15 protein-coding genes and 1 pseudogene are annotated in these 23,483 nt (G+C 68.2%); 11 read left to right on the top strand and 5 right to left on the bottom strand.

All coding sequences use genetic code 11. The features are described from left to right. The first annotated feature begins 195 nt into the window (after window positions 1–195). On the top strand, window positions 196–2,892 hold the full coding sequence (locus DR046_RS20340; protein WP_115384201.1) for a cation-translocating P-type ATPase: 2,697 nt from the start codon (window positions 196–198) through the stop codon (window positions 2,890–2,892). A gap of 13 nt (window positions 2,893–2,905) precedes the next feature. On the opposite strand, the gene DR046_RS20335 is transcribed toward DR046_RS20340, so the two are convergent. Next, window positions 2,906–4,027, bottom strand: a complete 1,122-nt coding sequence (locus DR046_RS20335) for a DUF8173 domain-containing protein (protein WP_115384200.1) — start codon at window positions 4,025–4,027, stop codon at window positions 2,906–2,908. Window positions 4,028–4,223: 196 nt separating this feature from the next. On the opposite strand from DR046_RS20335, the gene DR046_RS20330 reads away from it, so the two are divergent. The 3 genes from DR046_RS20330 to DR046_RS20320 are packed head-to-tail and all read left to right on the top strand — an operon-like array spanning window position 4,224 to window position 8,521. Continuing rightward, window positions 4,224–4,946, top strand: coding sequence for an ABC transporter ATP-binding protein (locus DR046_RS20330; protein WP_115384199.1), 723 nt, complete (start codon window positions 4,224–4,226; stop codon window positions 4,944–4,946). Continuing rightward, window positions 4,943–7,321 (top strand): ABC transporter permease, encoded by a 2,379-nt coding sequence (locus tag DR046_RS20325; RefSeq protein WP_245191030.1) that lies wholly within the window; start codon window positions 4,943–4,945, stop codon window positions 7,319–7,321. Before DR046_RS20330 ends, DR046_RS20325 begins: the two co-directional genes overlap by 4 nt. A 3-nt stretch (window positions 7,322–7,324) precedes the next feature. After that, the gene (locus tag DR046_RS20320; RefSeq protein WP_115384198.1) at window positions 7,325–8,521 is read left to right on the top strand and encodes an efflux RND transporter periplasmic adaptor subunit; all 1,197 of its coding nucleotides are present in this window, start codon (window positions 7,325–7,327) and stop codon (window positions 8,519–8,521) included. A gap of 100 nt (window positions 8,522–8,621) precedes the next feature. Here the strand turns inward: DR046_RS20320 and DR046_RS24435 are convergent. Continuing rightward, window positions 8,622–8,849 (bottom strand): annotated as a pseudogene (locus DR046_RS24435) (hypothetical protein); the annotation flags it as partial. 419 nt (window positions 8,850–9,268) lie between these two features. On the opposite strand from DR046_RS24435, the gene DR046_RS20315 reads away from it, so the two are divergent. After that, window positions 9,269–10,549: a glycosyltransferase family 4 protein gene (locus DR046_RS20315; RefSeq protein WP_115384197.1), complete on the top strand. Its 1,281-nt coding sequence runs from the start codon at window positions 9,269–9,271 to the stop codon at window positions 10,547–10,549. Here DR046_RS20315 and DR046_RS20310 read toward each other — a convergent pair. After that, window positions 10,474–11,412, bottom strand: coding sequence for a sulfotransferase domain-containing protein (locus DR046_RS20310; protein WP_115384196.1), 939 nt, complete (start codon window positions 11,410–11,412; stop codon window positions 10,474–10,476). The two genes, DR046_RS20315 and DR046_RS20310, sit on opposite strands and share 76 nt — an antisense overlap. Continuing rightward, window positions 11,409–12,590 carry a glycosyltransferase family 4 protein gene (locus DR046_RS20305; RefSeq protein ID WP_115384195.1) on the bottom strand — a complete coding sequence of 394 codons (1,182 nt, stop codon included), beginning with the start codon at window positions 12,588–12,590 and terminating at the stop codon, window positions 11,409–11,411. Before DR046_RS20305 ends, DR046_RS20310 begins: the two co-directional genes overlap by 4 nt. A gap of 794 nt (window positions 12,591–13,384) precedes the next feature. On the opposite strand from DR046_RS20305, the gene DR046_RS20300 reads away from it, so the two are divergent. Together DR046_RS20300 and DR046_RS20295 are read left to right on the top strand one after the other, a co-directional pair. Beyond that, a complete protein-coding gene (locus tag DR046_RS20300; RefSeq protein ID WP_115384194.1) occupies window positions 13,385–15,580 on the top strand; it encodes a GumC family protein in 2,196 nt (731 codons plus the stop codon). After that, entirely contained in the window at window positions 15,567–16,901 is a 1,335-nt protein-coding gene (locus DR046_RS20295) for an O-antigen ligase family protein (RefSeq protein ID WP_115384193.1), read from the top strand. Before DR046_RS20300 ends, DR046_RS20295 begins: the two co-directional genes overlap by 14 nt. Window positions 16,902–16,939: 38 nt before the next feature. Here DR046_RS20295 and DR046_RS20290 read toward each other — a convergent pair whose 3' ends face one another. Then, the gene (locus DR046_RS20290) at window positions 16,940–17,722 is read right to left on the bottom strand and encodes a sulfotransferase family 2 domain-containing protein (protein WP_115384192.1); all 783 of its coding nucleotides are present in this window, start codon (window positions 17,720–17,722) and stop codon (window positions 16,940–16,942) included. Window positions 17,723–18,195: 473 nt separating this feature from the next. Between DR046_RS20290 and DR046_RS20285 the strand changes: the two genes are divergently transcribed. From DR046_RS20285 to DR046_RS20270, 4 genes are read left to right on the top strand one after another with little or no spacing between them, the layout of a single operon-like run. Further along, window positions 18,196–19,512 carry a lipopolysaccharide biosynthesis protein gene (locus DR046_RS20285; protein ID WP_167767209.1) on the top strand — a complete coding sequence of 439 codons (1,317 nt, stop codon included), beginning with the start codon at window positions 18,196–18,198 and terminating at the stop codon, window positions 19,510–19,512. A gap of 45 nt (window positions 19,513–19,557) precedes the next feature. After that, window positions 19,558–20,550: a sugar-transfer associated ATP-grasp domain-containing protein gene (locus DR046_RS20280; RefSeq protein ID WP_115384190.1), complete on the top strand. Its 993-nt coding sequence runs from the start codon at window positions 19,558–19,560 to the stop codon at window positions 20,548–20,550. Then, window positions 20,543–21,688 carry a glycosyltransferase family 4 protein gene (locus tag DR046_RS20275; protein WP_115384189.1) on the top strand — a complete coding sequence of 382 codons (1,146 nt, stop codon included), beginning with the start codon at window positions 20,543–20,545 and terminating at the stop codon, window positions 21,686–21,688. The genes DR046_RS20280 and DR046_RS20275 overlap by 8 nt, the downstream gene beginning before the upstream one ends. After that, on the top strand, window positions 21,688–23,151 hold the full coding sequence (locus tag DR046_RS20270; protein WP_115384188.1) for a hypothetical protein: 1,464 nt from the start codon (window positions 21,688–21,690) through the stop codon (window positions 23,149–23,151). The genes DR046_RS20275 and DR046_RS20270 overlap by 1 nt, the downstream gene beginning before the upstream one ends. Window positions 23,152–23,483 lie beyond the last annotated feature (332 nt).

Here is a 23,483-nt window from a genome sequence, read left to right as displayed (position 1 = left end):
ATCATTTCCGCGTCCCCTTGGGCAAACCGCTCTGGTGACTGTCATCCTAATCCCCTCCGGCGGACGCGACCTTGACGACGATCAAGGACAAGAGGACGGTGCCGGCGGCACCAGCAGGTCACGGGCCGGGGCGGAGTTGCGGCGGCCCCGGATTCCGACGCCCTTCGATACCGGGCCTTGCAGGGAGATCACGCGATGGACGAGAAAGCGGGGCTCCCCTCTCGCGCCAGGACCCGTGATCCTGCCGACGCGCCGCTGCACGCGCTCGAGGCGGGGACCGTGCTCGCGCGCCTCGGCGTCGGCGCGGCGGGACTGTCGACGCCGGAAGCGGAGGCGCGGCTGGCGCGCCACGGCCCCAACGCCCTGCCGGAGGTGCCCCCGCGCGGGGCGCTGGCGAGGCTCGGCATGCAGTTCAACAACGTGTTGATCCTGGTGCTTGTCGGCGCGGCGGCGGTCACGGCGCTCCTCGGGCATTGGATCGACACCGGCGTCATCGCCGCCGTCATCCTGGTGAACGCCCTCGTGGGCTATTGGCAGGAGGGCCGGGCCGAGAGCGCGATGCGGGCCGTGCGCGCCATGTTGCGGACCTCGGCCGCGACGCGGCGCGACGGCGACCGCGTGACGATCGAGGCGCGCGGGCTGGTCCCCGGCGACGTCGTGATGATCGAGGCCGGCGACCGCGTGCCCGCTGACCTGCGCCTGATCGAGGCGCGGAGCCTGCGCACCGACGAGGCCGCGCTGACGGGCGAGGCGACGACGGTGGACAAGCAGGTGGAACCGGTGGCGGCGGACGCGCCGCTCGGCGACCGCGCCTCGCTGGCCCATTCCGGCACGCTGGTCACGGCGGGGCGCGGGGTCGGCGTGGTCGTGGCGACGGGGGCAGAGGCCGAGATCGGTCGCATCGGCACGATGCTGGGCGACGTCGAGGCGCTCCGGACGCCGCTCCTCGCGCAGATCGACCGTTTCTCGAAATGGCTCACGGCGCTGATCCTCGCCGCATGCGCCGCGGTCTTCGCTTTCGGGGTCTGGCGGGGCGGATGGGACGGGGCGGAGGGCACGTTCCTGGCGGTGGTCGGCATGGCGGTGGCCGCCATCCCCGAGGGCCTGCCGGCGGTGATGACGATCACGCTTGCGCTCGGGGTGCAGCGCATGGCCGCGCGCCGGGCCATCGTTCGGCGCCTGCCCGCGGTCGAGACGCTGGGCGCCGTCTCGGTGATCTGCACCGACAAGACCGGCACGCTGACGCTCAACGAGATGGTCGTGCGCACCGTCGCCCTGTCCTCCGAAGGGCCAGATCTGCGCGTCACCGGCGCGGGCTACGCCCCCGAGGGAACGGTCGAGGGCGGGGCGACGCCGATGCTGGGGGAGATCGCGCTCTGCGGCATGCTGTGCAACGACGCGGCGCTGGTGGAGGGGGAGGCGGGCTGGAGCGTCGCGGGCGACCCGATGGACGGCGCGCTCCTGGCGCTGGCGCAGAAGGCCGGGCTGGACGAGGCGGCGGAGCGCGCGTCGCGGCCGAGGCTCGACGACATCCCCTTCGACGCGCGGCACCGCTTCATGGCGGTGCTGGCAGGCGGCATGGACGGCGTGACGGCCTTCGTGAAGGGTGCGCCGCACCGGGTGCTCGACATGTGCGCCACCGGGCCGGACGGCGCGCAGCTCGACCGCGCGGCCTGGGACGCGCGGGCCGACGCCCTGGCCGCGGCGGGGCAGAGGGTGCTGGGCTTCGCCGCCCGCGACATGGGGGATGCCCCCGGATTGCGCATGGAGGACATGAACGGCCTGCGTTTCCTGGGCCTGATCGGCTTCGTCGATCCCCCGCGTCCCGAGGCCGCCGCGGCCATCGCCGGATGCCGCGCCGCCGGGATCGCAGTGAAGATGATCACCGGCGACCACGCGCTCACCGCGCTGGCCGTGGCGCGCGAGATCGGCCTCGACACCGGTGCGGGAGCGGTCACGGGCGACGAGCTGATGGCGCTGGAGCCGGAGGCTCTGCGCCGCCGCGCGGCCGAGGTCGGCGTGATCGCCCGCGCCGCGCCGGAGCACAAGTTGCGGCTGGTCGAGGCGCTGCAGGCGAATGGCGCCATCGTCGCCATGACCGGCGACGGCGTGAACGACGCGCCCGCGCTCAAGCGCGCGGACGTGGGCATCGCCATGGGCATCAAGGGCACGGAGGCCGCCAAGGAGGCCGCCCGCGCCGTGCTGGCCGACGACAACTTCGCCACGATCGTCGCGGCCGTGCGCGAGGGCCGGACGATCTACGACAACATCCGCAAGGTGATCGCCTGGAACCTGCCTACCAATGGCGGCGAGAGCCTGATCGTGATCGTCGCGATCCTCCTCGGCCTCACGCTGCCGCTGAGCCCCGCGCAGATTCTCTGGATCAACATGGTCAGCGCAGTCGCGCTCGGCCTGACGCTCGCCTTCGAGCCTGCGGAGCCCGGCGTCATGGACCGTCCGCCGCGGCGGCGCGACGCGGGACTGCTGGACCGCGAGATGGTGTGGCGCGTCGCGCTGGTCTCGACGCTCTTCGCGCTGGCAGCGTTCTGGCTGTTCTTCCGCCTCGCCGCGGAGGGGCGGGATCTGGCCCATGCCCGCACCGCCGTGGTCAACCTGCTGGTGGTGCTGGAGATCGCGTATCTCTTCTCGGTGCGCTACCTGTCGATGACCGCGCTGACATGGCAGGGCGTCCTTGGGACACCTGCCGTGCTGCTCGGGGTGACGGGCACGGTGCTGGCGCAGCTCGCCTTCACCTACGCCCCGCCGTTTCAGGCAGTGTTCGACACGCGGCCGCTCGCGCCGGGCGAGTGGGCTCTCATCGTCGCGATGGGTGCGGGGCTGCTGCTCCTCCTCGAGGCGGAGAAGGCCGTGCGGCGGCGGCTCCTCGCCTGACGGGGGCGCGGCGTCAGGCGGGTCTGCGGGTCGCGTCGAGCGCCACGCCGCCCAGACCGAAAAGGACCAGCCCGAGGTTCAGGAGCCACCCGAGGACCGGCACGAAGTTGAGCAGCCCCGCGACCACGACGGCGGCTGCCAGAATGGCGATCCGGGCCCCCAGCGAAAGGGACGGGCGCAGCCCCGTCCGCTCAGCGAGGATCCTGCCCAGCGTGTAGGTGCCGAGCAGCCAGCCGCCGACCCAGGCCAGCGTGAGGGCCAGCAACGCGACCGGCACCAGCAGGACGCCGACCAGGGTCAGCGCGAGGACGGGCACGAGTCCGAACAGCGCAGCCAGCGTCGCCCCGCCCCAGAGCATCGCGGCGCCCGGACGCGCCTCGACCGCCGCGCCCCATCGCTCGACCCGGGCCGGCATCATTGCCAGCAGCGCCGCACCCACGAGAAGCAACGCGAGCAGCCCCGCGACCGCGCCACCGACCGCCACCGCCGGACCGGGGGCCATGTCATTCCCCCAGTCCGCCGGCCGGCCGCCCTGGTCGGGGTGCCATTCCGTGAAGGTCACGCGCTCGGCCGGGATCACCGCCTCGGGCACCTCGACGCGCTCGGGGCCTGCATGGAACAGGGTGCCCCCGATCCGGGCGTCGGGCCCGAAGGACAGCGTTCCCGCCGCGACACGCACGTCACCCGCGACGGGCGCGTCGATCCGGACCTCGCCACCCGCGATCAACGCCGAGCCCCCGATGGGCGCGCTGAGGTCCAGCGCGCCACCGACGAAGCGCAGGTTTCCCCGCACTGCTGCGCCGGAGCCGAGGGTCGCGCTGCCAGCTGACACGCTGGCGTCGCCGTCGACCGGGCCTTCCAGGGCGACGTGGCTGCCCATGGCGTAGAGGTCGCCCCCTGTGCCCGCGCGCATGGTCACGGTGAAGCCTGCCAGATGCGCGTCGCCCGCCACGCGACCCTCGGGCGCCATCCAGCCGACCAAGGCGAAGAGGTCGCCCTCCGTCTCCAGCGGGCTGCCGACCCGCCCCTGCAGCAGGTAGAGGTCGCCGCCGAAGCGGAATGCGGCCTCGGTGTCGGCGCCATCCGCGCCGCCCTCCTGCGCCGCCGCCGGAGCGGTCGCGAGCGTCGCGAGCAAAGCGCATCTCAGAAGAACCCGCCACATTCCCCGGCCTCCCTTTTCGGTCCTCGGCTCGGCCCATTCCATCACGACCGGAACCGGCCCGAATTGATGCGCATCAATGCTTTCTCGTCTTTCTCGGTCCACCTGGTGTCATCGGACGCGGTGGCAGGATCGGCTCGGGGGCGCAGGCGGGATGGACGACTCGAGTCGCATGTGGGCAGACGCGCCGGGCGCGGTCGCGTTCCGCACCGAAGCGCTCTGCAAGGTCTACGAGACGGGTCCGGTGCGGGTGGTCGCGCTCGACAACGTAGACCTGACGCTGCGGATGGGCGAGCTGACGGTCCTGCTGGGCGCGTCAGGATCCGGCAAGTCGACGCTGCTCAACATCCTGGGCGGGCTGGACCATGCCAGCTCGGGGCGCGTCTGGTACCGCGAGCTGGAACTCACGGCGCTCGGCGACCGCGCGCTGACCCGCTACCGACGCGACCACGTGGGCTTCGTCTTCCAGTTCTACAACCTCGTCCCTTCGCTCACGGCGCGCGAGAACGTGCGCCTCGTGACCGACATCGCGCCCGACCCGATGCCGGCGGAGGAGGCGCTCGGGCTGGTGGGGCTGGGCGCGCGGATGGATCACTTCCCGGCGCAGCTCTCGGGCGGTGAGCAGCAGCGGGTGGCAATCGCGCGCGCCGTGGCCAAGCGGCCCGGCGTGCTGCTCTGCGACGAGCCGACGGGGGCGCTCGACAGCCGGACGGGGGTGCAGGTGCTCGAGGTGCTCGACCGGGTGAACCGGGAGACGGGGACGACCACGGTGGTCATCACCCATAACGCTGGCATCCGGGCCATGGCGCATCGGGTGCTGCGCTTCGCCGACGGGCGGCTGGCCTCGGAGGAGGTGAACGCGACACGGGTCGCCCCTTCGGAGATCGTATGGTGATCCCGCGGCCGCAGTTGCGCGCGCTCGACCTCAAGCTGCTGCGCGACCTGCGCCGGCTCTGGGCGCAGGTGCTGGCCATCGCCGCCGTGCTGGGTTGCGGCGTGGCCGTACTGCTGATGTCTTTGGGGATGTCCGACGCGCTCGACCGCTCGCGCGCGGCCTATTACGAGCGCGAGGCGTTCGCCCAGGTCTTCGCTCGCGCCACGCGGGCGCCGCTCGGGCTGGCGGGCGAGCTGCGCGCGATCCCCGGCGTGCGCGACGTCGAGGCGCGGGTGTCGCGCTTCGTGCTGCTCGACCTGCCCGGACGGGTGCGCCCGGCGACTGCGCAGGTGGTCTCGCTGCCCGATGCGGGGCCGCCACGGCTCAACCGGCTCGTGCTGCGGTCGGGGCGCTGGCCCGAGCCGGGGCGGTGGGACGAGGTGATCGTCGACGCCCCCTTCGCTGCCGCGCAGGGCTACCGGCCCGGCGATCGCTTCGCCGCCAATCTCGGCGGCGCGCGGCGCGAGCTGACGGTGGTCGGCACTGCGCTCAGCCCTGAATTCGTCTACACGATCGGCCCCGGCGCGATGATGCCCGACCCGTCGGGCCATGCCGTCATCTGGATGCCCCGCCGCGCTGCAGAGGCGGCATTCGACATGACGGGCGCCTTCGACGACGCGGTGATCGCGCTGCGGCGCGGCGCGGACGAGGCGTCGGTGATCGCCGCCATCGACCGGCTGCTCGCCCCTTACGGCGCGACCGGCGCGCATGGCCGCGACCGCCAGATCAGCCACGCCTTCCTCGACAGTGAGATCGAGACGCTGCGCGTGATGGCCTGGATCCTGCCGCCCGTCTTCCTGCTGATCACCGCGTTCCTCGTGAACATGGTGATGGCGCGGATCGTGGCGCTGGAGCGCGCCGAGATCGGGCTGTTGAAGGCCGCTGGCTACTCCAATGGGGCGGTGCTCTCGCATTACCTGCTGCTGGCGGGGCTGATCGCCTCGGTCGGCATCGCCCTGGGGCTGACCGTGGGCGGCGTGCTGGCGCGTGAGATGGCCGGACTTTACGCGCGGTTCTACAACTTCCCCGAGCTGATCTTCTCGATGTCCTGGACGGCCTGGGCGCTCGGCGCGCTGGCGGGCTTCGCCGCCGCCGGGCTGGGCGCCACGCGCGCCGCCCTCGGGGCCGCGCGCCTTCCGCCCGCGGTCGCAATGGCCCCCCCGTCGCCGCCGCGTTTCGCGCGCGGCGCGGTGGACAGGCTGCTGTCCGCCGTCCGCCTGCCGCAGACCGACATGATGATCCTGCGCTCGGTGCTGCGCTGGCCGCTGCGCGCCGGAACGGCGGTGCTGGGCTACGCGCTCGGCACGGCGATCCTCGTGTCCTCGTCCTTCTTCTCCGACAGTCTCGACGGCATCATGGAGCGGGCCTTCGACCTGTCGAACCGGGCCGACGTGGTCCTCAGCTTCCCGCGCGACCTGCCCGTGGATGTGATCGCGGCCGTGCGCGACCTGCCCGGCGTGCTTCAGGCCGAGGGGCACGTCTACGCCGCCGTCCGGCTGTCGCACGGGCACCTGACCGAAGACGCCACCATCCAGGCTCTGCCGCCTGGCTCGGACCTTACGCGCATGCTCGACGGCACGCGCCCGGCCGCGCCGCCCGACGCGGGCGCGGTGCTGACCGACCGGCTGGCCGCGCGCCTCGGTGTGCGTCCCGGCGAGGTCCTGCGGGCCGAGCTGGTAGGCCTGCGCCGCGATCCGGTTGCACTCCGCGTCGCGGGCCTCGTGCCCGAGGTCATGGGCGCGACGGCCTACATGACGCTGTCGGGCTACGACCGGCTACTCGGCCGTCCGCCGAAGATCTCGTCCGTCGCCGTCACCCTGCGCGCCGACGGCGAGGCCGCGTTCCACCGCGCGGTCAAGGCGGCTCCGGCCGTGGGCGGCGCGCTGCTGCTGGCCGACAACCGCCGGGCCTTCGAGTCGACCATCGCGCAGAACATGACCGTCATGGCGACGGTCTACGTCGTGCTGGGCTCGGCCATCGCGATCGGCGTCGCCTACAACGGCGCGCGCATCCAGCTGTCGGAGCGCGCGCGCGAGCTGGCCTCGCTGCGCATCCTCGGGCTGACCCGGTGGGAGGTGTCCTGGGTGCTGGTGGGCGAGGTGCTGCTGCTGGCGCTGCTGGCGCAGCCCTTGGGCTGGGCGCTCGGCTACGGCATCGCCGCGCTGATGGCGGACCGCTTCTCGTCGGAGTTCTACACCCTGCCGCTGGTCGTGGAGCCCGCCACCTTCGCCTTTGCCTCGCTGGTGAGCCTCGGGGCCTCCGTCGCCTCCGTGATGCTGGTGCGGCGCCGCATCGACCGGCTCGACCTCGTCGCCGTCATGAAGACCAGGGAGTGACTCATGCCCAAGCTGCGCAGCCTGCTGTTCGCGGGACTCGGCCTCGCCATCGCCGCCGCGCTCGCGCTCGTCGCCTTCCGCACCGAGCCCGTGCCGGTGGATCTGCACGCGGTCATGCGCGGGCCGATGGAGGTGACGGTCCACGCCGACGGCGTCGCGGCCGTGCGCGAGCCCTATGATGTCGCCGCACCCGTGTCCGGCGTGGCGCTGCGGGCCCCGGTGCGGGTGGGCGACCGGGTGGTCGCGGGAGAGACGGTGGTCGCCGCGATCCGCCCGGCGGCCGCGCCCATCCTCGACCCCCGCGCCCGCGCGCAGGCCGAGGCCGCCCTTCGCGAGGCACAGGCGGCGCTGGCGGCCGCGGATGCGGAGATCGCGGCGGCCGAGGAGGAGGACGCCTATGCCGCCGGCCAGGAGGAGCGGATCACCAGGCTGGCCGAGCGTGGGCTCACCCCGATCACCGCCCTGGAGGACGCCCATCGCCGCGCCCGCGCCGCCGCCGCCGGGCTCGAGGCCGCCCAGTCGCGCCGCGGTATGGCGGAGGGCGCCGTCGCGCGCGCGCGTGCGGCGCTGGAGGAGCCTGTGGCCCGGGGCGCCTGCTGCCACGAGATCGCCGCCCCCGTCAGCGGTGTGGTGCTGCGCGTCGACGTGCTCAGCGAGCGGCCGGTGCAGGCGGGCGCGCCGCTTCTGGCTATCGGCGACCCGGCGGACCTGGAGATCCGCGCCGATCTGCTGTCCTCGGACGCCGTCGGCCTTCCGGAGCGGGCGGAGGCGCGCGTCGAGCGATGGGGCGGACCACGGGTGCTGCACGCGCGCCTGCACCGGATCGATCCGGTCGCGCGTACGGAGGTCTCGAGCCTCGGTATCGAGGAGCAGCGGGTCGATGCGGTGTTCGACCTGCTCGACCCGCCCGAGTATCGGCTCGGCCTCGGCGACGGCTACGGCGTGTCGCTCGAGATCGTCGCCTGGGCGGCGGAGGACGTCCTGCGCCTGCCGCTGGCGGCCGCGTTCCGCGAGAGCGACGCCTGGGCGGTGTTCGTGGCCGAGGACGGCGCGGCGCGGCTGCGTGCGGTCGAGCTGGGCCGGATCGGCGACGACGCGGCCGAGGTCACGGCCGGTCTCGAAGCGGGTGAGCGAGTCGTGCTCCACCCATCGGACGGGGTGGCCGAAGGCGTGGCGATCGCGCCGCGCGGCACGCCCTGAACGCGGCCTCGCCGGTTTGACCAGTCCTCGCGGCGCGGCACCTGAAGGGCGGCGGGGCCGCCCGCACGCGCAGATGACGTCAGACCGCCTGTCGGTGCCTCGCCGCCTTCACCTTGCGCGACGTCCGTATGGTCAGAAGCCGGTCGCGACTCGTGGTGGACACCGTCGGCCTTCGGGCCGGGGCTTCGCCCGCTCAGGGCTGAAATCTGTCCACTAAGCAGATTCCTGGGCGCCCTTCGCGCCAAACCGCATCATCGATCCTGACCACAACGAACCCGCGGAACAGCAGGTTGTAGTTCATCTGCTCAATCAGCTGCCGCGTCGTCCGGGGCCGCGCTCGAACCTATGGCGCTGCGGCCCCCCACCTCCTCGCGGCTTGGAACGGACGAGCGGAGTTCGTCCGGCCCCCCATCCGCGCGTCTTCGACGGTCGTGCGCTTCCGTCACTTCCGAACCGTCTTCTCGCTAAGCCCGCAGCGCTCGGCCAGCTCCGAGACCGAAGCTTGCCATCGCTCTGTCGCAGTCCGAACGGCGTGCGTGGTCGCGGCGCTCCCATGCAGGACCCCTCCCATAGCTTATCCGTCTCAGCCGCCGTCAGAACCCCGGCATCACAGTATGGGACTGAACACCGAAGGCGGCCCAGGAGGTATCGACAGGATCGGGCTTTGGCCGCAGGTTCGCCTTGAATAATGGCCGCCTCCCGCATCAGACCGGGGCGGATCAGACCGCAACAGAGGACCAATGACAGATGAGCGTCGCCGTGAGCACGTTCCCCCTATCCCGGTTGCGCCGGGTGCTGATCGTCGGCGACTTCGCTGACGTGATCAGCGGCCAGGCAAAGGTCGCGATCGACAGCGCCCGGATCCTTGCTGACGCAGGGATCGACGTCACCTTCTTCGCAGCCTGCGGCCCGGTCAGCCGCCGGCTGGAGCATCCGCGCATCCAAACGGTGTGCCTCGATCAGCGCACCATCCTCGATGACCCCAACCGTCTGCGGGCGATGGTTCGCGGGATCTGGAATGGCACGGCTCTGGCGGAACTTCGTCGCGTGATGGCCGAGCACGATCCGGACTCGACCGTGCTGCACTGCCACGGTTTCGCCAAGGCGCTCTCGCCCTCGATCGGGCGCGCGCTGACGGACCGTCGGATGCGCAGCGTGTTCACGATGCACGAATACTTCCTCGCCTGTCCCAATGGCGGTTTCTTCGACTACCGGCGCCACGAGATCTGCACCCGTCGGCCACTGGGGCTGTCCTGCATTGCGACCGACTGCGACGTGCGGCACCGGACGCACAAGGCCTGGCGCGTCATGCGGGGCGTCTTCGCAGCGGGGCCGGGAAGGCTGCCGCGGTCACTGCGTGACGTCGTCTACATCTCCGAGACCCAGCGCCGTGCCATCCAGCCCTACCTGTCTGATCGGGTCCGCCTGCATTCGATCCCGAACCCGGTCGAGACGGGCGGGGCGCCTGTGAACTGGAGGGCCAATCGGCACCTCCTGTTCGTCGGCCGCATGTCACGCGAGAAAGGCGGACTACAGCTGGCAGAGGCCGCGCGCAGGCTTGGCATGCCGGTGCGCTTCGTCGGTGACGGACCCGAGGCAGACGCGATCCGCGCTGCGAACCCGGACGCGGAGATCACGGGTTGGGTCGATGCCGAGGAGGTGCAGAAGCATCTGTCGGAGGCGCGCGCGCTGGTCTTCCCAAGCCTCTGGTACGAAGGGCAGCCATTGGTTCCAATAGAGGCGCAGCTGCGCGGGGTGCCCGTCGTATGCGGTGGGTGGAGCGCCGCCGCGGAGGAGGTCCACGACGGCGAGAACGGAATCGTCTACGAGACGGCCGGCACCGATTCGCTGGTAGCCGCGCTGGAGCGACTGGACAGTCTCATGGAATTCGACAACTCGGAGTTGGCCGGCAAGGTGTCGCCTGACGCGCATCGCGAGAACCTTATCGCCCTCTACGAACGGATGCTCGCTGCCGAGTCCCGCCAAGGGGAAAGATCGAGCTCGAACTCTCGTTCGAGCGCCGCATAGCCGGGCACGAACGCCGCTCGAAGGCGTGCGAGGGTGTTCGCGTCGATCTCCTCTCCGCCCGGCCGGGCATTCAGCTGCCGATATGCCTTGCGCAGGGCGTGATAAACGCGGCCTTTTGGCAACCTTTCGCGCACGGCAATGTTCACCCGCTGCAGGACACGGCTGCGGGGGCGATAAGTCTCGTTCTCTGTCGTGAAGGCGTAATCGTCGTAGAAGCCTCCATCCAGTCCGATCCAGTCCGCCAATTCGAGCATGAAACCACGAGGATTGCCGCGAAGACTCTCGAATGTGCCGACGAACATCCGGTCGCGGCCGAGAGCGTCCCGCCATCGCGCCAAGTGAGGCAGGTAGTCGGCGTTCTGCAGCGCCTCGCGCGCCAGTTCGTTGCCGCCGAACGTCTCGGAGCCGGTATTCAGCGCATTCAGGTAATCATCGAAGGACATGGCCTCGGGAATAAAGGACCAGTTGTTGCGGAAGTACCCGTAGACTGACCGGATCTGCTCGGCCGGGTCGCGCAAGACGAAGATACAGCGAGGCGTCGTCGGCAGGCCGGGAATAAATCGCAGTGCCGTCTGCTGGTAGATATAGACCGGCGTGGAGTCGAGAATCGCAGACGGGCGCCTGCCTGCAGGCAGATCGAACTGCTGGCGATAGGGCTCCCAATCTGACAGCGCGTTGGCTTCCGGTCTGTAGACGTGGCTGCCGGGATCGATGAAGAACCGCGCTTCCTTGTCCCGCGCGCCCACCACCTCAGGATGGTCGCACAACCACGCGTGAAGCGCGCTCGTTCCGGCCTTCGGGACGCCGCAGATGAAGAGATCGGGAAGCCAGTCGGCCAGCGTGGCCGGGTCGTGCCGGCTCATCTATCGCAGGAACCAGTTGGCTCGGGGGCGACCTGGAGAGTTATGCTCGGCGCAGGGGGTGCGCCGAGGCCGGTCCGGTCGGTCTTCCTCGGCACGGTCGCGCGAGTGCGCCTCGATGCTACGACTTCGTCGAACAAGGCATTCATCTCGTTGCACAATCTCTCCGCAGTGAAGCGGGTGTCATATGCAGCACGACAGGAAGGACGCATCCGCCGCAAGGCATTCTTGTCCAGCCCGGCCAGCAGCGCGGCGAGACTTCTGGTCTCCAGCGGGAAAACCGCGCCCGTCTCGCCCGGCGTCACGAGCGCGGGCATCCCGCTGCGATCCGAGCAGAGGACCGGTGTCCCATTGCGAAGGGCCTCGGGAATGACGAGAGGCAGCCCTTCCCAGCGCGAGGGCACTACGAGAGCGTCCGCCGATCTGTACCAACTGTCGATCTGATCGCTTGGCACCCATCCCGCCAGGCGTGCCCCGGGCGGAAGGACGAGATTGGCCCCGTCCCCGCGAACAGAACCGCCGACAAGGTGGAGCCGCAGGTCTGGCCGCGCGGCGAGACTCATCGCGTCAAGCAGGACGTCATAGCCTTTCTGTGGGTCCAGTCGGCCGACGAATAGCAGGTGCAATGCTTCGGGTTCGTTCGCAAAAAGGGTCTCGTCGGCACTCTCCGCGGACGGAAGTACGGCGTTCTCGATCACCACCATCTGCCCCAGATACCCCAATCGTTCGGCCAGTGCCTTCTCTTCCTCGGACACGCAGACGACGCGATCTGCAAGGCCGGCAAGCCGACCCTCGACACCTCGCACGACACGAGCTTTGAGGCCGACTTCTGGAACGGTCGAGATGGCCCAGGAGTGCGGGCAGTAGAGCGCAGGGCGCCGATCACCACTCGATCTCAGCACCGCTAGTCCGGCCAGAGCGAAGGTGCTGTGGAAGAAAACGATATCAGGATCAAGTTCGCTGATCAGGGCGCGCATTGCGCGGACCATGTTGAAGACCGCCAAAGGACCCCGGCGGGGTCGATCGAACAGGTGGCGCCGAATTCCCCCGGACACGAAGTCTGCATGCTGTGCAGGCAACAGATGGTGCATCTGGTGGCCGCGTGCTTCAAGCTCCGAGAGCACCTTTTGGTAAATGCCCACGCCTCCGTGCGCGGTCTCGCAGACGTTCAGGACCTTCATGGCCCGTACCCCATTTCGGCGCACGGGAACCGGGCGAGATCCAGAAGAGAGGACGCAGCCGAGTTTTCGTCAAACTTCCCACATTTGAAGAACCGAAGGCTCTTTCTTGCCTCTCCGATCTGCCCCTGTCCCTGGCGCCGCCCCCCCCTCAAAAAGGCCCCTCAGGACCCAGAAAACACCGTTCAAAAGCCAGCTGTGTAGGCTAGCGTTACATTTCTGTTACAATTGAGTCTAGAGCATGTTTGGGCGGCGCATCGGCCATGAGGGCAACTCTGAGGATGCAGGATGCTGCTTCGCACACTTGCCCCCGTTTGCGTGGTCCTGCTCTGTCGCCCGTTCTGGTGACGACGCAGTTTGGAGGCGCTCTGGACGACGCGGTGAGGCGGACAGCGACGTGAGGACCCCTGTCGCGATCGGCGCTTTTCGTCTGGTCCAGGCCAGGCCGGCCGCGGCGCGAATGCGCGGACCGTTCCTGCTGGCAAAGGCTTCCGAGGCACAACCCGGAGCCCTCCCGAGGTTTGGCAATTTGCCTGGGCTTCGCCCGGCCGTGGCCTTCGCGCCGGAGTACGCGACAGTCTGTCCCGGCATAGCTTCTCGGAGCGATGTGCCTTCGGTCCCAGCCAAAGCGAGGGACGAGCGCAACCGGGCGGCCTTCAAGCCGGTCCATCCACCCCGTTCCGGCGACACGGAGGCAGCTTGGCTGATTGACAGTTCGGCAAATATACTCGGAGAGTTTTCTCGCGGTTTCGCGCCATCTGCTACAAGTGAACGACTCGCGACCGGATGGGCAAGAAATGACTGATGACCGGCCTCTCGATGCCGACCCCAGTTCCGATGATGCAGCGCTTGCAGAGGTGCTCCGCCGCAGCATCGCATTCCTGCGCCGGTGGTATCTCAGCATCCTCGGCTGGACCCTCATCGGCGCTATCGTCTCCGCCTATCTCGTGCTTCAGGTGGAGGACCGCTTCCGGAGTGACCTGTTGCTGCTGGTCGAAGAACCTCTCAACCGGCCGCTGGAGAAGGAGGGCCCGCCGGCCGGCATCGACGAGGGCTACGTCGAAAGCCAGATCTATGTGATCGAATCCCGTCGCCTGCTGCGCGAGGTCGTCCTGGCCGAGAACCTGATCGAGGAGCCATTCTTTCGGCGCGAGCCGAAGACCATGTTGCAGAGCCGGATCGATGCGTTCCGTGCCCTCGTCCTCGGTGAGGCGGCCACGCCCGACAGACCGGCCGCTGATGAGGATCCCGAACTCGCCTATGCGGTACGCACGCTCGCTCGCAACCTGACGGTCGGCCGCCAGGGCGACACCAACGTGATCGAGTTATCGTTCAGCGCAAACTCTCCCCGGCTTGCGGCACGGGTTGCGAACGCGGTCGGCGATGCCTTCGTGCGCAGCCGCGAGGGGGCACAGCAGGCCCGCGCCGGGCGCGTTTCGGGCTGGCTCGACCAGCGCGCCTTGCAGTTGCAGCAGCAGGTGGCCGAAGCCGAGGACGCAGTTACCGCCTTCATGATCGACAACGACCTGATCAGCGGGACGCCCGGGCAGACCCTCAGCGAGCAGCAGCTTACGGAATTCAATGCCCAGTTGATCGTGACCCAGAACGAACTTTCCGAGCGCCGCGCAGCCTTCACGCGCGCGCAGGAGATCCTGGCGCAAGGCGGAGATATCCAGCTGCTTGCCGAGGTGCAGGCCTCACCCCTGATCGGTACCCTGCGTGAGAGCCTTCTTGGCCTGAAGCGGCGTGAGGCCGAGTTCGCCGACCGCGGCGCCGATTATCCGCGTTTGAACGCGCTCCGCGAGGAGATCGCCACCACCGAGGCGCAACTGGACGCAGAGGTGCGGCGAATCGTCGATTCCATCGGCAACGAGGTCCAGACCTTGGAGGCGCGGCAAAGCCTTCAGTTGGAGCGGCTGGCACAGGTTGGCGGCAATACCGAGATCGACAGTCGACTGAATGTCGAGCTCAGGGAGCTGGAGCGGCGCGCTGCTGCTTACCGCATCCTGTATGAACGCTACCTCTCCGAGACGGCGATTGCCGAAGAGAGCGTGGGCTTCCTGGCAAGCGGGGTCGAGATCATCGACGCCGCTTCGATCCCGCGGGACGCATACTACCCGCCGAGCAAGTTCCTCGTTCTGATGGGGCTCATCTTCGGCGCTGCCATAGGAACCTTCATCGGCCTCTTTCGCGAAGCAATGGAGACCGGCTTTCGGAAGGTCGCGCAGGTGCAGCGCGTTCTTGGCCTGCCCGTGCTTGCCTGCGTCCCGAAGCTGCAGCGCAGGACAAGCGCCCTTGACCTGCCCGCCATTCAACCCCTCTCCCCGTTTGCCGAGTCCGTCACGACCCTTCGCCATCGGCTGGTGGGGATGTCCAGGTCCGGGATCGGCAAGGTCGTGCTTCTGACCTCCGCCGGTCCGGGAGAGGGCAAGACGAGCCTGGCCGCGGCCCTCGCCACCTCCGCCCGACTGGCGGGGCAGAGTACCCTGCTGATCGACGGGGACCTGCGCCAAAGGGGGCTGACCCGGCTCCTCCGGCTTGAGGGCGAGGAGGGTCTGACCGAGGTCGCACGAGCCGGGAAATGGGATCTGGACCAGGCGCTACAGGTAGAGGAAAACCTGTTTGCCTTGCCCGCGGGGGAGGCGGTCGGGAACCCGTCGGACATGCTCGCCGCCGAGTCACTTGCATGGTATATCGAGGATGCGCGGCAGACCTTCGATCTGGTCATCATTGACGGGCCGCCGGTGGCCACCATGGTTGACGCGCAGATCCTGGCGGACCTGTCCGACAGCGTCGCCTTTGTCCTCCGCTGGGCCAGCACGTCGCGCGAAAGCGCGCGCGCCGCGCTCGGCATCCTTCGTGGGAAGCGGGTTGTGGGCATCGCCCTGACTGCGGTCGACCTGCGGGTGCTGTCCTATTACGGCGAGACTTACGAGGCGCCTGCACCGTCGAACTCGCCGCATCGTCCGGCCCGGAGCGATGTACCTGTCTGAGGCCACTCTCAGAGCGCCGGCGCGGGAGCTGTTCGACCGGCTCGTGCTCCTTCACCCCGCCGTCCTGATCATGGCTTGCCTGCCCCTGCAGTGGATCGAGCTGACGCGGCTGGGCGGCTTCGACATCGTGCTGCCATATCTTGCAATCCTTTTCGCCCTCGCTGCGATCGCGATCTCTGACGCGAAGCTGGCCCGCGGCACGGCGCTCGTGCGAGACGCCACGCCATTCCTGCTTCCCTACGTCTTCTACCTTCTGATCATCATGGTCGCGCTGTACGGGAGCCTGGCCCAGAGCACGCCAGTCAGGCAGATTTTCTTTATCCTCTCGGGTCTCGCCTTCGGAACAGTGCTTATCGCCAGCCAAAATCTCGGTCGCCTTCTCAGGGCCGCAGGCGTTGCGGCACCCGTGGTCTTCGTGATCATCACCGAGGTCATCGCCCGCGATCTGGGCACCAGTTGGGTTGAGGCGCTCACGCGCTTCTTCACATCGGGCGATCTGGGGTTCGTGACCTATTCCTTCTTCCGGGGCATCTTCAACGCGCAGTTCGATACCGATGAACTGGTGATTGCCGCTGCGGAGAAGAACTCGGTCGCCGTGGCCCTGCTGGTTGCCATGCAGCTTTTCGCGGCTGGACGGGTTCCGGGCGAAAAAGATCGATCGGGCTTCGCCATGCTTCTCGTGTTTTTCGTCCTGCTGCTGATGCTCAACGCGCGATCGGTCCTGCTCGTCGCCATCGTCTCCGTACTGCTTGCTGCCCTGATCTCAGCGCTTCGAGCGCGGCGGATCAGCCTTCTCGGCGCGTTCGCGATGACCTTCGCGGCAATCGGCGGAGTGGCGACACTGGCGGTCGTGGCAACTTCGGACAGTGCCATCGTCTCGACGCTGAAGGAGCGTTTCGCGTTCTCGGATCATTCGACGGATGCGCGCCTGGGGCAATACAGCTGGGCGATTTCACGGATCAACGAGAGCTTGCTGCTTGGTGGCGGCTATGCCGAGCTGCACGGTCAGCCAGTGCACAACCTCTTTCTCGGGGCCTTCATGCATGCTGGGCTGTTCGCGTTCCTGCTGGTGGTCGGGGCGTATCTCGCCCTCGTGGCGCTGTGGATCTGGTTCTGCGCCCGGCTCGTTGTGCACCCGGATCAGTGGTCGCTGCCGATCCGCGCGGAATGGGTGGCCGCCCTGCCGCTTCTGCCACTGTTCCGGGTCTGGGTGGCCGGCGGGGCGGGCCATCCTGCGCTGGGCGAGTGGATCGCCCTGATGACGTTTGGTGCGCTGCTCGCGCTCGATCGCTGGACCAGACGCCGACGTCACAAGTCATAGGTGCTGATGCCGTGTGACGCCTGGCTGGACGTCCAAGCCTACCCGAAGGCCGCCTGGTAGACGGCGATATCGGGGGCGCAAAGCCGGCGGATCTCATCCTGGATTTCAGGGCTCAGGTCGTCCACGCGCAGCGACTTCGACCCCGCGCGGCCACGATTTTCGTGCCCGATCCTAACCCGTATCCCCAGCGCATCGCTTAGCTGCGTGCGGAATCCGTCAAGATCTTCAAGCCGGCCGACGACCGAGAAGTGCGCAAGATTTTGCGTCGCGCGTTCGACCGCCTCGGCGGAGCCGAAATCTGCGTCGCTGGGCAGGCCGCTGAAATACTCGCCATAGCTGGATCCCATCTGTCGCGCCCGCGCTGTCCCGAGAAATTCCTCCAGCGGCTCCTCGATCCGGCCGTGGACCCCGACCTTGCCGTAGCTCCAATTGAAGTGGGACACGAAGCGGACCACCGGATCGCGCAGGATCGTGACGAAGCGGTAACGATCCCTGAACGTCTCGTATGCCGCTTTGGAGAACCGCACGTGGAGCGAGATGCAGCGCACGTCCTCGTACATGAGGTATAGCAGCATCTGCTCGCGCAGATCGAGGACGTCGACGAGCATGCGCTCTCGGTCGCTGCGTCCGGTGAACGTCTCGAACGCGCGGAAGCTGGACTCCGGCGTGACGGTGGCCTGGCTCAGGAGATACCGTTTGCGCAGGGCTCGCCCGACCGAGGTGCCGCCGCATTTCGGGACGTGATGAAATACGAATCGTTGCGGAAGGGCACGATCCAGTACGGAACGCCGCATCGATTTCGCGACATCCACGATACCCATCCCGTTTCTCCGTGCATGTTCTCCGCCGGTTACCCTTTACCGCCCGTTCGGCGAAAACAAGGCGCAACGCGTCTCCGGACGCGCGAGGAAACGACGAGGCCGCAAGATCCCGGAAGACGGGCCCTTGAGTCTGTCAGACGAGACCGATCTCCGTTTCTTGGAGGCCATTGTGAAAAGTTATGAGCTTTTGACGAACGGGATGGAGGCGATAGTGGTGCCGTCGCTGCCGGTGGAGTTGGCGACATTGAAGGGAAGGGGGGTGCGCCCGGGGGTCGGACCGGGATGCATTGCGGGGGATCGCGTCCGTATTGCGCTCGGGGGAGCAGGGTGGACCTCTGATCACGATTGTCGCGCAGATGGAGTTCCGCGGTTTCGCGACGCGTCTGCCCATCGGATCCGCAGGGTCCTAGACAGCGAATGGAGCTAGGGCGTATCATCTTTTCCTACGCCTCGAGCGTCGGCGAACCGACGCGGTGCTGCGGATTGCAATGACGTCGACTGAAGCTCCTCCGCTGATCAAGACCCCATCACTGCGACGCAACATCGGGTTCGCCGTCAGCGGCCGCATGGTCTTTGCGGTTACTCAGTTCGGGATACTGATCCTGGTAGCCCGCCTCGGTACGCCAGAGGACGTGGGGGCGCTGACGCTTGCGTCGGCTATCGTCACGCCACTGTTCTTCCTCACCTCGATGGGGATGCGCGACGCGCATTCGGTGGATGATCTCGTCTCCTACAGCCGGGCGGATTACGTCGCTCTCCGGCTTGCGGGCGGCAGTTTCGCGGTGCTGGCGACCGCGATCATCGCGATCAGCCTCTACTGGCAGGACGGGTTCCTGATCTATGGCGCGACGATTGCCCTTGCGCTGGTGAAGTTTTCCGGCGCCCAGATGGCGTTGAACCACGGCATGTTCCAGCGGGCCGAGCGACTGGATTTCACGGCCATCTCGAACGCCGCGCGCGGCGGGGTAGGGTTCGCGGTATTCGGCCTCGTTTTCTGGCAGACGCGGTCGCTGCCGCTCGCGCTGCTGTGTGAGGCAATTGCGTGGATGGCGAGCTACTACTTCGTTGACCGACCGCTGCTGGGACGGATCGGATCGGTGACAAACCTGGCGGAGCTCTCTCGCGCGAAAACCGGGACGGTCCTTCGGCTTGCCTATTGGGTTCTGCCGCTTGGCCTGGCGGGGTGGTGCCTGCGTGCCGCAATCGCCACGCCGCCGCTGATCCTTGAGCGGTATTCGGACCTGGCCGCCGTGGGCCTTTTCGGGGTCCTCGCCTACGGGCATTCGGCAATGCTGATGATAGCCAACAGTCTCAGCGGGGCAGTGGCACCCCGGCTGCGCCGCTATTTCCGCGACGGCCGACGGCGCGCGTTCCTGCGGACCGTCTGGCTGCTCTGCCTGGCCTGCGGCGTCCTCGGAGCGGCGATGGTTGGCGTGGCGTGGCTGGCGGGCGATCCACTTCTGGAATTCGTGTTCGGGCCCGAATACCGCCGCGGTGACCTTCTGGCCGTGGTAATGTTCGGCTCTGCGCTGAACATGGCGACTGCGCCCCTCGTCGCCGCCATGAACGCGGGCCAGGCCTTCCGTCAGCGCCTGCTGGTCACGGCGAGCGGTCTCGCGGTAGCGCTGGCGGCCTCGCTTCTGCTGATCCCGGCCCGCGGGCTCGAGGGTGCGGTATGGTCGATGGTGGCACTGACGGCGACACAGGCGGTTCTCTATGCCCTCCTCTTCGTGCGGGCGATGCGGGCGATGCCGGCGTCCAATCCGGACAGTTCTGCCAAGGGCGGTTGATCCGTGGGAGTTGCCGCCTCGGCCAGGTCGATACTCCGCCGCGCGATGCTGGAGCGTCGTGTGCGCCGCTCTCTTTCCGAGGCGCAGGCCGGGCTGGCCGGGCTTTCGCTGCGACCCGGCGGGGTGTCCTCGGAGCTGAAGCGGCGGGCCCGGGACTATTCCGGCGATGTCTTCGGGACGACAAGGCACGCACCCTGGCTGCATCTCTACGCCGAGTGCCAGGGTGCCTTCCGCGAAGGATGGTTGCCCGTCAGTCATTATTTCTCGGAGGTGCTGGACCGCGTGAACGGGGGCTACCAGCATATCGCCCGCAACCGCGCCGCGAACACCGCCCTGTTCGGGCCGGACGTCTTCCCGGACCTCGCCTACGCGGTGAACGGCCGTCTCATGTGGGCCGACTATGCACCCTGCGATCTTTCGGAAGTCGTCAGCCGGGCAGGGGATTTGGTCTTCAAGCCCGACCATTCGGGATACGGGCGCGGCATCAGGTTCCTGTCTGCCGACGACCTCGACCGCTCGCGGCTGGAAGGCTTGGGCAACGGCGTCCTGCAGGCGCGCCTTGTCCCGCACGAGAGCTTTGCGCAGTTCGACCTGCCCGCTCTGGCCACTCTGCGGATCGGGACGGTCGTAGACGGTGATGGTGCGATCTCGGCCCGCACCGCCTATCTCAAGCTCGGCCGGGCGGCCGAGTCCCACGTGATCTCAGCCAGCCAGGTCCGGGTCCCGGTCGACCTGCGGAGCGGCGACCTTGCAGGGCAAGGCTTCCTAGCGGACTGGACCCCGATCACGACACATCCCGATACCGGAGACGCATTCCTCGGCCGCAGGCTGGCGGGGATGGACGAGATGGTGAACACCGTCACAGCGTTGCATCGGAAGCTGCCGCTTGCCCGCTATCTGTGCTGGGACCTGGTGCGCGACGTGACCGGGAGGATCCGGGTGCTGGAATGGGAAGGCGGTGTCGTCAGTTTCGCCGAGGCCACCCAAGGGCCCTGTTTCGTCGATCTGGGGTGGGCCTGGAGGTTCTCCGATGGCTAGGGACCTGCGAGTGGACCGCACGCCTCGCATCATCTTCGTGGCAAGCGAGGTGCTAGGCTGGAAGACCTATGCAAGACGTATGCGCGCCGCACTCGCGGCCAGGTCCGACGTCGTTCACGAGGTCTTCAGCTGGCAGCCGCCCCGCCTCGCCACGCTGCCGGTCAAGCGGCATGGCGGCGGATCGTTCTCTCGGCTGATGCGTCCCCTCGATCCGATCCTGGCCTACCAGTCCTATCTGGGGCGCGAGATCCGGAACGCCCTGCGCCGCATGCGGCCCGACATCGTCCACGTCGCCGCCCATTGGCCGGCGGCCGCATTTGCGTCGAAGCCGGGGGCGCCACCCTACACTCTCGCCCTCGACTGCACGCGCCACGGGATCAACGCGCTGAGCCCGAAGCCCGTCTGGTCCGCAGCGGATCTCGCACGAGAAGCCAGGCTGTTCCGGGGTGCGGCGCATCTCTTCCCGATGAGCGAATGGGCTGGGGCTTCGCTGACGGCGGAGTGCGGAGCTTCACCCGATGCGGTCACGATCTGCCCCCCCTCGGTCGACCTCACGGCCTTCGCCCCGCCCCGCCAGCGGGAAGGTATCCCCAATATCCTGTTCGTCGGCAACGATTTCGAACGGAAGGGGGGGCGACGGCTTGTGAAATGGGTCGAGGGACCGCTGGCGGGGCGGTGCCATCTGCATATCGTCTCGCACGATCCTGCTGCCAGGATCACGGGCCGGTACGTGACTGCCCATGGTCCGATGGCGCAGGATCGTCTCTTTCTGGAACTTATGCCCCGGATGGACCTCTTCTGCCTGCCGACGGCCCTCGACATGTCGCCCCAGGTGCTGGCCGAAGCCGCTGCAGCCGGTCTGCCCGCCGTGGCAAGCGATTTGGGCGGCATCGGCGAACTGGTCCGCCACGGAGTCACGGGGCTGCTGGTCACGCCCGGGGATGAGGCGGGTTTCGTCAGAGCCCTCGACCGCCTGATCGGAGATGCTGACGAACGCGCGCTGATGAGCGTTGCCGCGCGCAGTCATGCCGAGAACGCCCTGAACGCGGATCGGACCTATGGCACGGTGGTCGATCGGTTGGTGGCCCTCACGGGACATGGCTCTGCGGCGGTGGGCGGCATGGGGGCAGGGGGGTGATGCCTGGGGAGACGATCGCGAGATCCGATCTGGAGGGCCGGGTCGAGCCTTTCCTGCTGCGCCGGATGGCGGCCGGACCGGCGGATCTCGGGGTACATCGGATATCGCCTGGGCTCAGCTGGAACCGTCTCGATCTCGCGATCAAACGGGCCTTTCTGGAATCCCTCGACAGCCGTCCATCCGAGGCCGCCGGCCGCCGCTACGATGCCCATATCGAGGCGTTTTCCCTGGGCGAGATGCGCGAGCCGGGAAGCGAGGGGAAAGCCGGCGCCGAGGCCTTCCGTGCATGCTTCAAGGAGATTCTGCGTTCATTCGAGGCGGAGGGCTTCGACCCGAAGCGGAGCCTCGTCCCGCTGGCCTCGGACGGGACTATCCTGAACGGCGCGCACCGGACCGCGGCGGCGATGCACCTTGGCAGCGAGATCGTCGGCGTGAAGACCGGGCTGGAGCCATGTGTCTACGACTATCGGTATTTCCGCGCGCGCGGCATGAGCGACGCGGATCTCGATGCTGCGGTTACCGACTACGTCCGCTTCTCGCCGAATGCTGCGATCGCCCTTCTCTGGCCCGCTGCCGAGGGGCGCGAGGCGGAGGTCGAGGGCGTGCTTGGACCGCTCGTCTACCGCAAGAAGCTTGCCCTCACACCCAGGGGCGCGCGCAATCTGATGAGCCAGGTCTATGCCGACGAGCCGTGGCTCGGACCCGCGGACCAGGACCATCCGGGAATAGACCGGAAGATGCTTCCCTGTTTCGCAGGAGCTGGAGGGTTGCGCGTCCTCGTGATCGACCTGCCGCCGGAACGGGACCGGGTGGCCCTGAAGGACGAGGTTCGCGGGCTGTTCGGGGTCGGAAAGCACTCGATCCACATCACCGACGACCATGCCGAGGCGCTCGACCTGGCGCGACTGCTGCTCAGCCCGAACGGCGTCCACATGCTGAACCAGGCGATGCCCAACCGTTTTCCCGAAGTGCGCAAGATGGTGGAGGCGTTTCGGACCGCCCTTGACCAATGTGCGATCCCGACGGATGCCGTCGCGGTCGATTCCGGCATGGTGATGGGTCTGTACGGGCTGCGGGCACCCTCGGATCTTGATTATCTGGCAAGGACACCCGGACCGCGATCCGACGCCATCGAGTGGCACGATGGCCGGCGGCACGGAGTTCCGGTGGCCGACCTGCTGCATGACCCCCGCTATCATTTCTATTACTGGGGGCTGCGGTTCGTCAGCCTGTCGCAAGTCGCCGAGATGAAGGCGCGTCGGCTGGCAGGACAGGATGCCGAGGATGTCATCCGAATCCGCCAGTTGCCGAATGATGCGAAGGGGACTCTCTTCCAGGATGTCATCTACCGCGCCCGCTTCCTGCAGTCCCGCGCGAAGCGAACGGTCATCCGCTGGCTGGCCCGAGTGGGCCTGAAGGACCCCGCCCGCAGAGCGTACCTCCGCCTCCGACGTCGGAAGTGATTCGAAGCTAGTCGCGAAGACGGCAGCCTACGAAGCCTGCCAGTAATTGCGCCCGGGCTTCACAAGTATATGAGGGTCCATTCTATCCTGGCTTTCTACATTTTTCCGGCTCTGATGGTGTGTGGTCTTGCCCCCGTTTCAGAGGTGGCTCGGGAAATCTGCCCAGCCCTGTTGAGTGGATGCTCTGCGCGAGATCGGCATGATGCCGTGAGCGAGGAGAGAGCATGACGAGACGACCGAGACGCAATCATGGCGCGGCGTTCAAGGCGCGCGTGGCGCTGGAGGCGGTGAAGGGCGAGCGGAGGCTGACCGACCTGGCGCAGCAATACGAC

This window comes from Jannaschia formosa, assembly GCF_003340555.1.
Taxonomy (GTDB): Bacteria; Pseudomonadota; Alphaproteobacteria; order Rhodobacterales; family Rhodobacteraceae; genus Jannaschia; species Jannaschia formosa.
The sequence above is the reverse complement of the archived record's forward strand: the minus strand, read 5'-3'. Positions and strand labels throughout refer to the sequence as shown.

Coding starts and splice junctions, on each gene's coding strand:
- DR046_RS20305 (WP_115384195.1), bottom strand. CDS start 12,590: ATGAAGGTCCTGAACGTCTGCGAGACCGCGCACGGAGGCGTGGGCATT.
- DR046_RS20270 (WP_115384188.1), top strand. CDS start 21,688: ATGCCTGGGGAGACGATCGCGAGATCCGATCTGGAGGGCCGGGTCGAG.
- DR046_RS20280 (WP_115384190.1), top strand. CDS start 19,558: ATGCTGGAGCGTCGTGTGCGCCGCTCTCTTTCCGAGGCGCAGGCCGGG.
- DR046_RS20330 (WP_115384199.1), top strand. CDS start 4,224: ATGTGGGCAGACGCGCCGGGCGCGGTCGCGTTCCGCACCGAAGCGCTC.
- DR046_RS20290 (WP_115384192.1), bottom strand. CDS start 17,722: ATGGGTATCGTGGATGTCGCGAAATCGATGCGGCGTTCCGTACTGGAT.
- DR046_RS20340 (WP_115384201.1), top strand. CDS start 196: ATGGACGAGAAAGCGGGGCTCCCCTCTCGCGCCAGGACCCGTGATCCT.
- DR046_RS20310 (WP_115384196.1), bottom strand. CDS start 11,412: ATGAGCCGGCACGACCCGGCCACGCTGGCCGACTGGCTTCCCGATCTC.
- DR046_RS20300 (WP_115384194.1), top strand. CDS start 13,385: ATGACTGATGACCGGCCTCTCGATGCCGACCCCAGTTCCGATGATGCA.
- DR046_RS20295 (WP_115384193.1), top strand. CDS start 15,567: ATGTACCTGTCTGAGGCCACTCTCAGAGCGCCGGCGCGGGAGCTGTTC.
- DR046_RS20275 (WP_115384189.1), top strand. CDS start 20,543: ATGGCTAGGGACCTGCGAGTGGACCGCACGCCTCGCATCATCTTCGTG.
- DR046_RS20315 (WP_115384197.1), top strand. CDS start 9,269: ATGAGCGTCGCCGTGAGCACGTTCCCCCTATCCCGGTTGCGCCGGGTG.
- DR046_RS20320 (WP_115384198.1), top strand. CDS start 7,325: ATGCCCAAGCTGCGCAGCCTGCTGTTCGCGGGACTCGGCCTCGCCATC.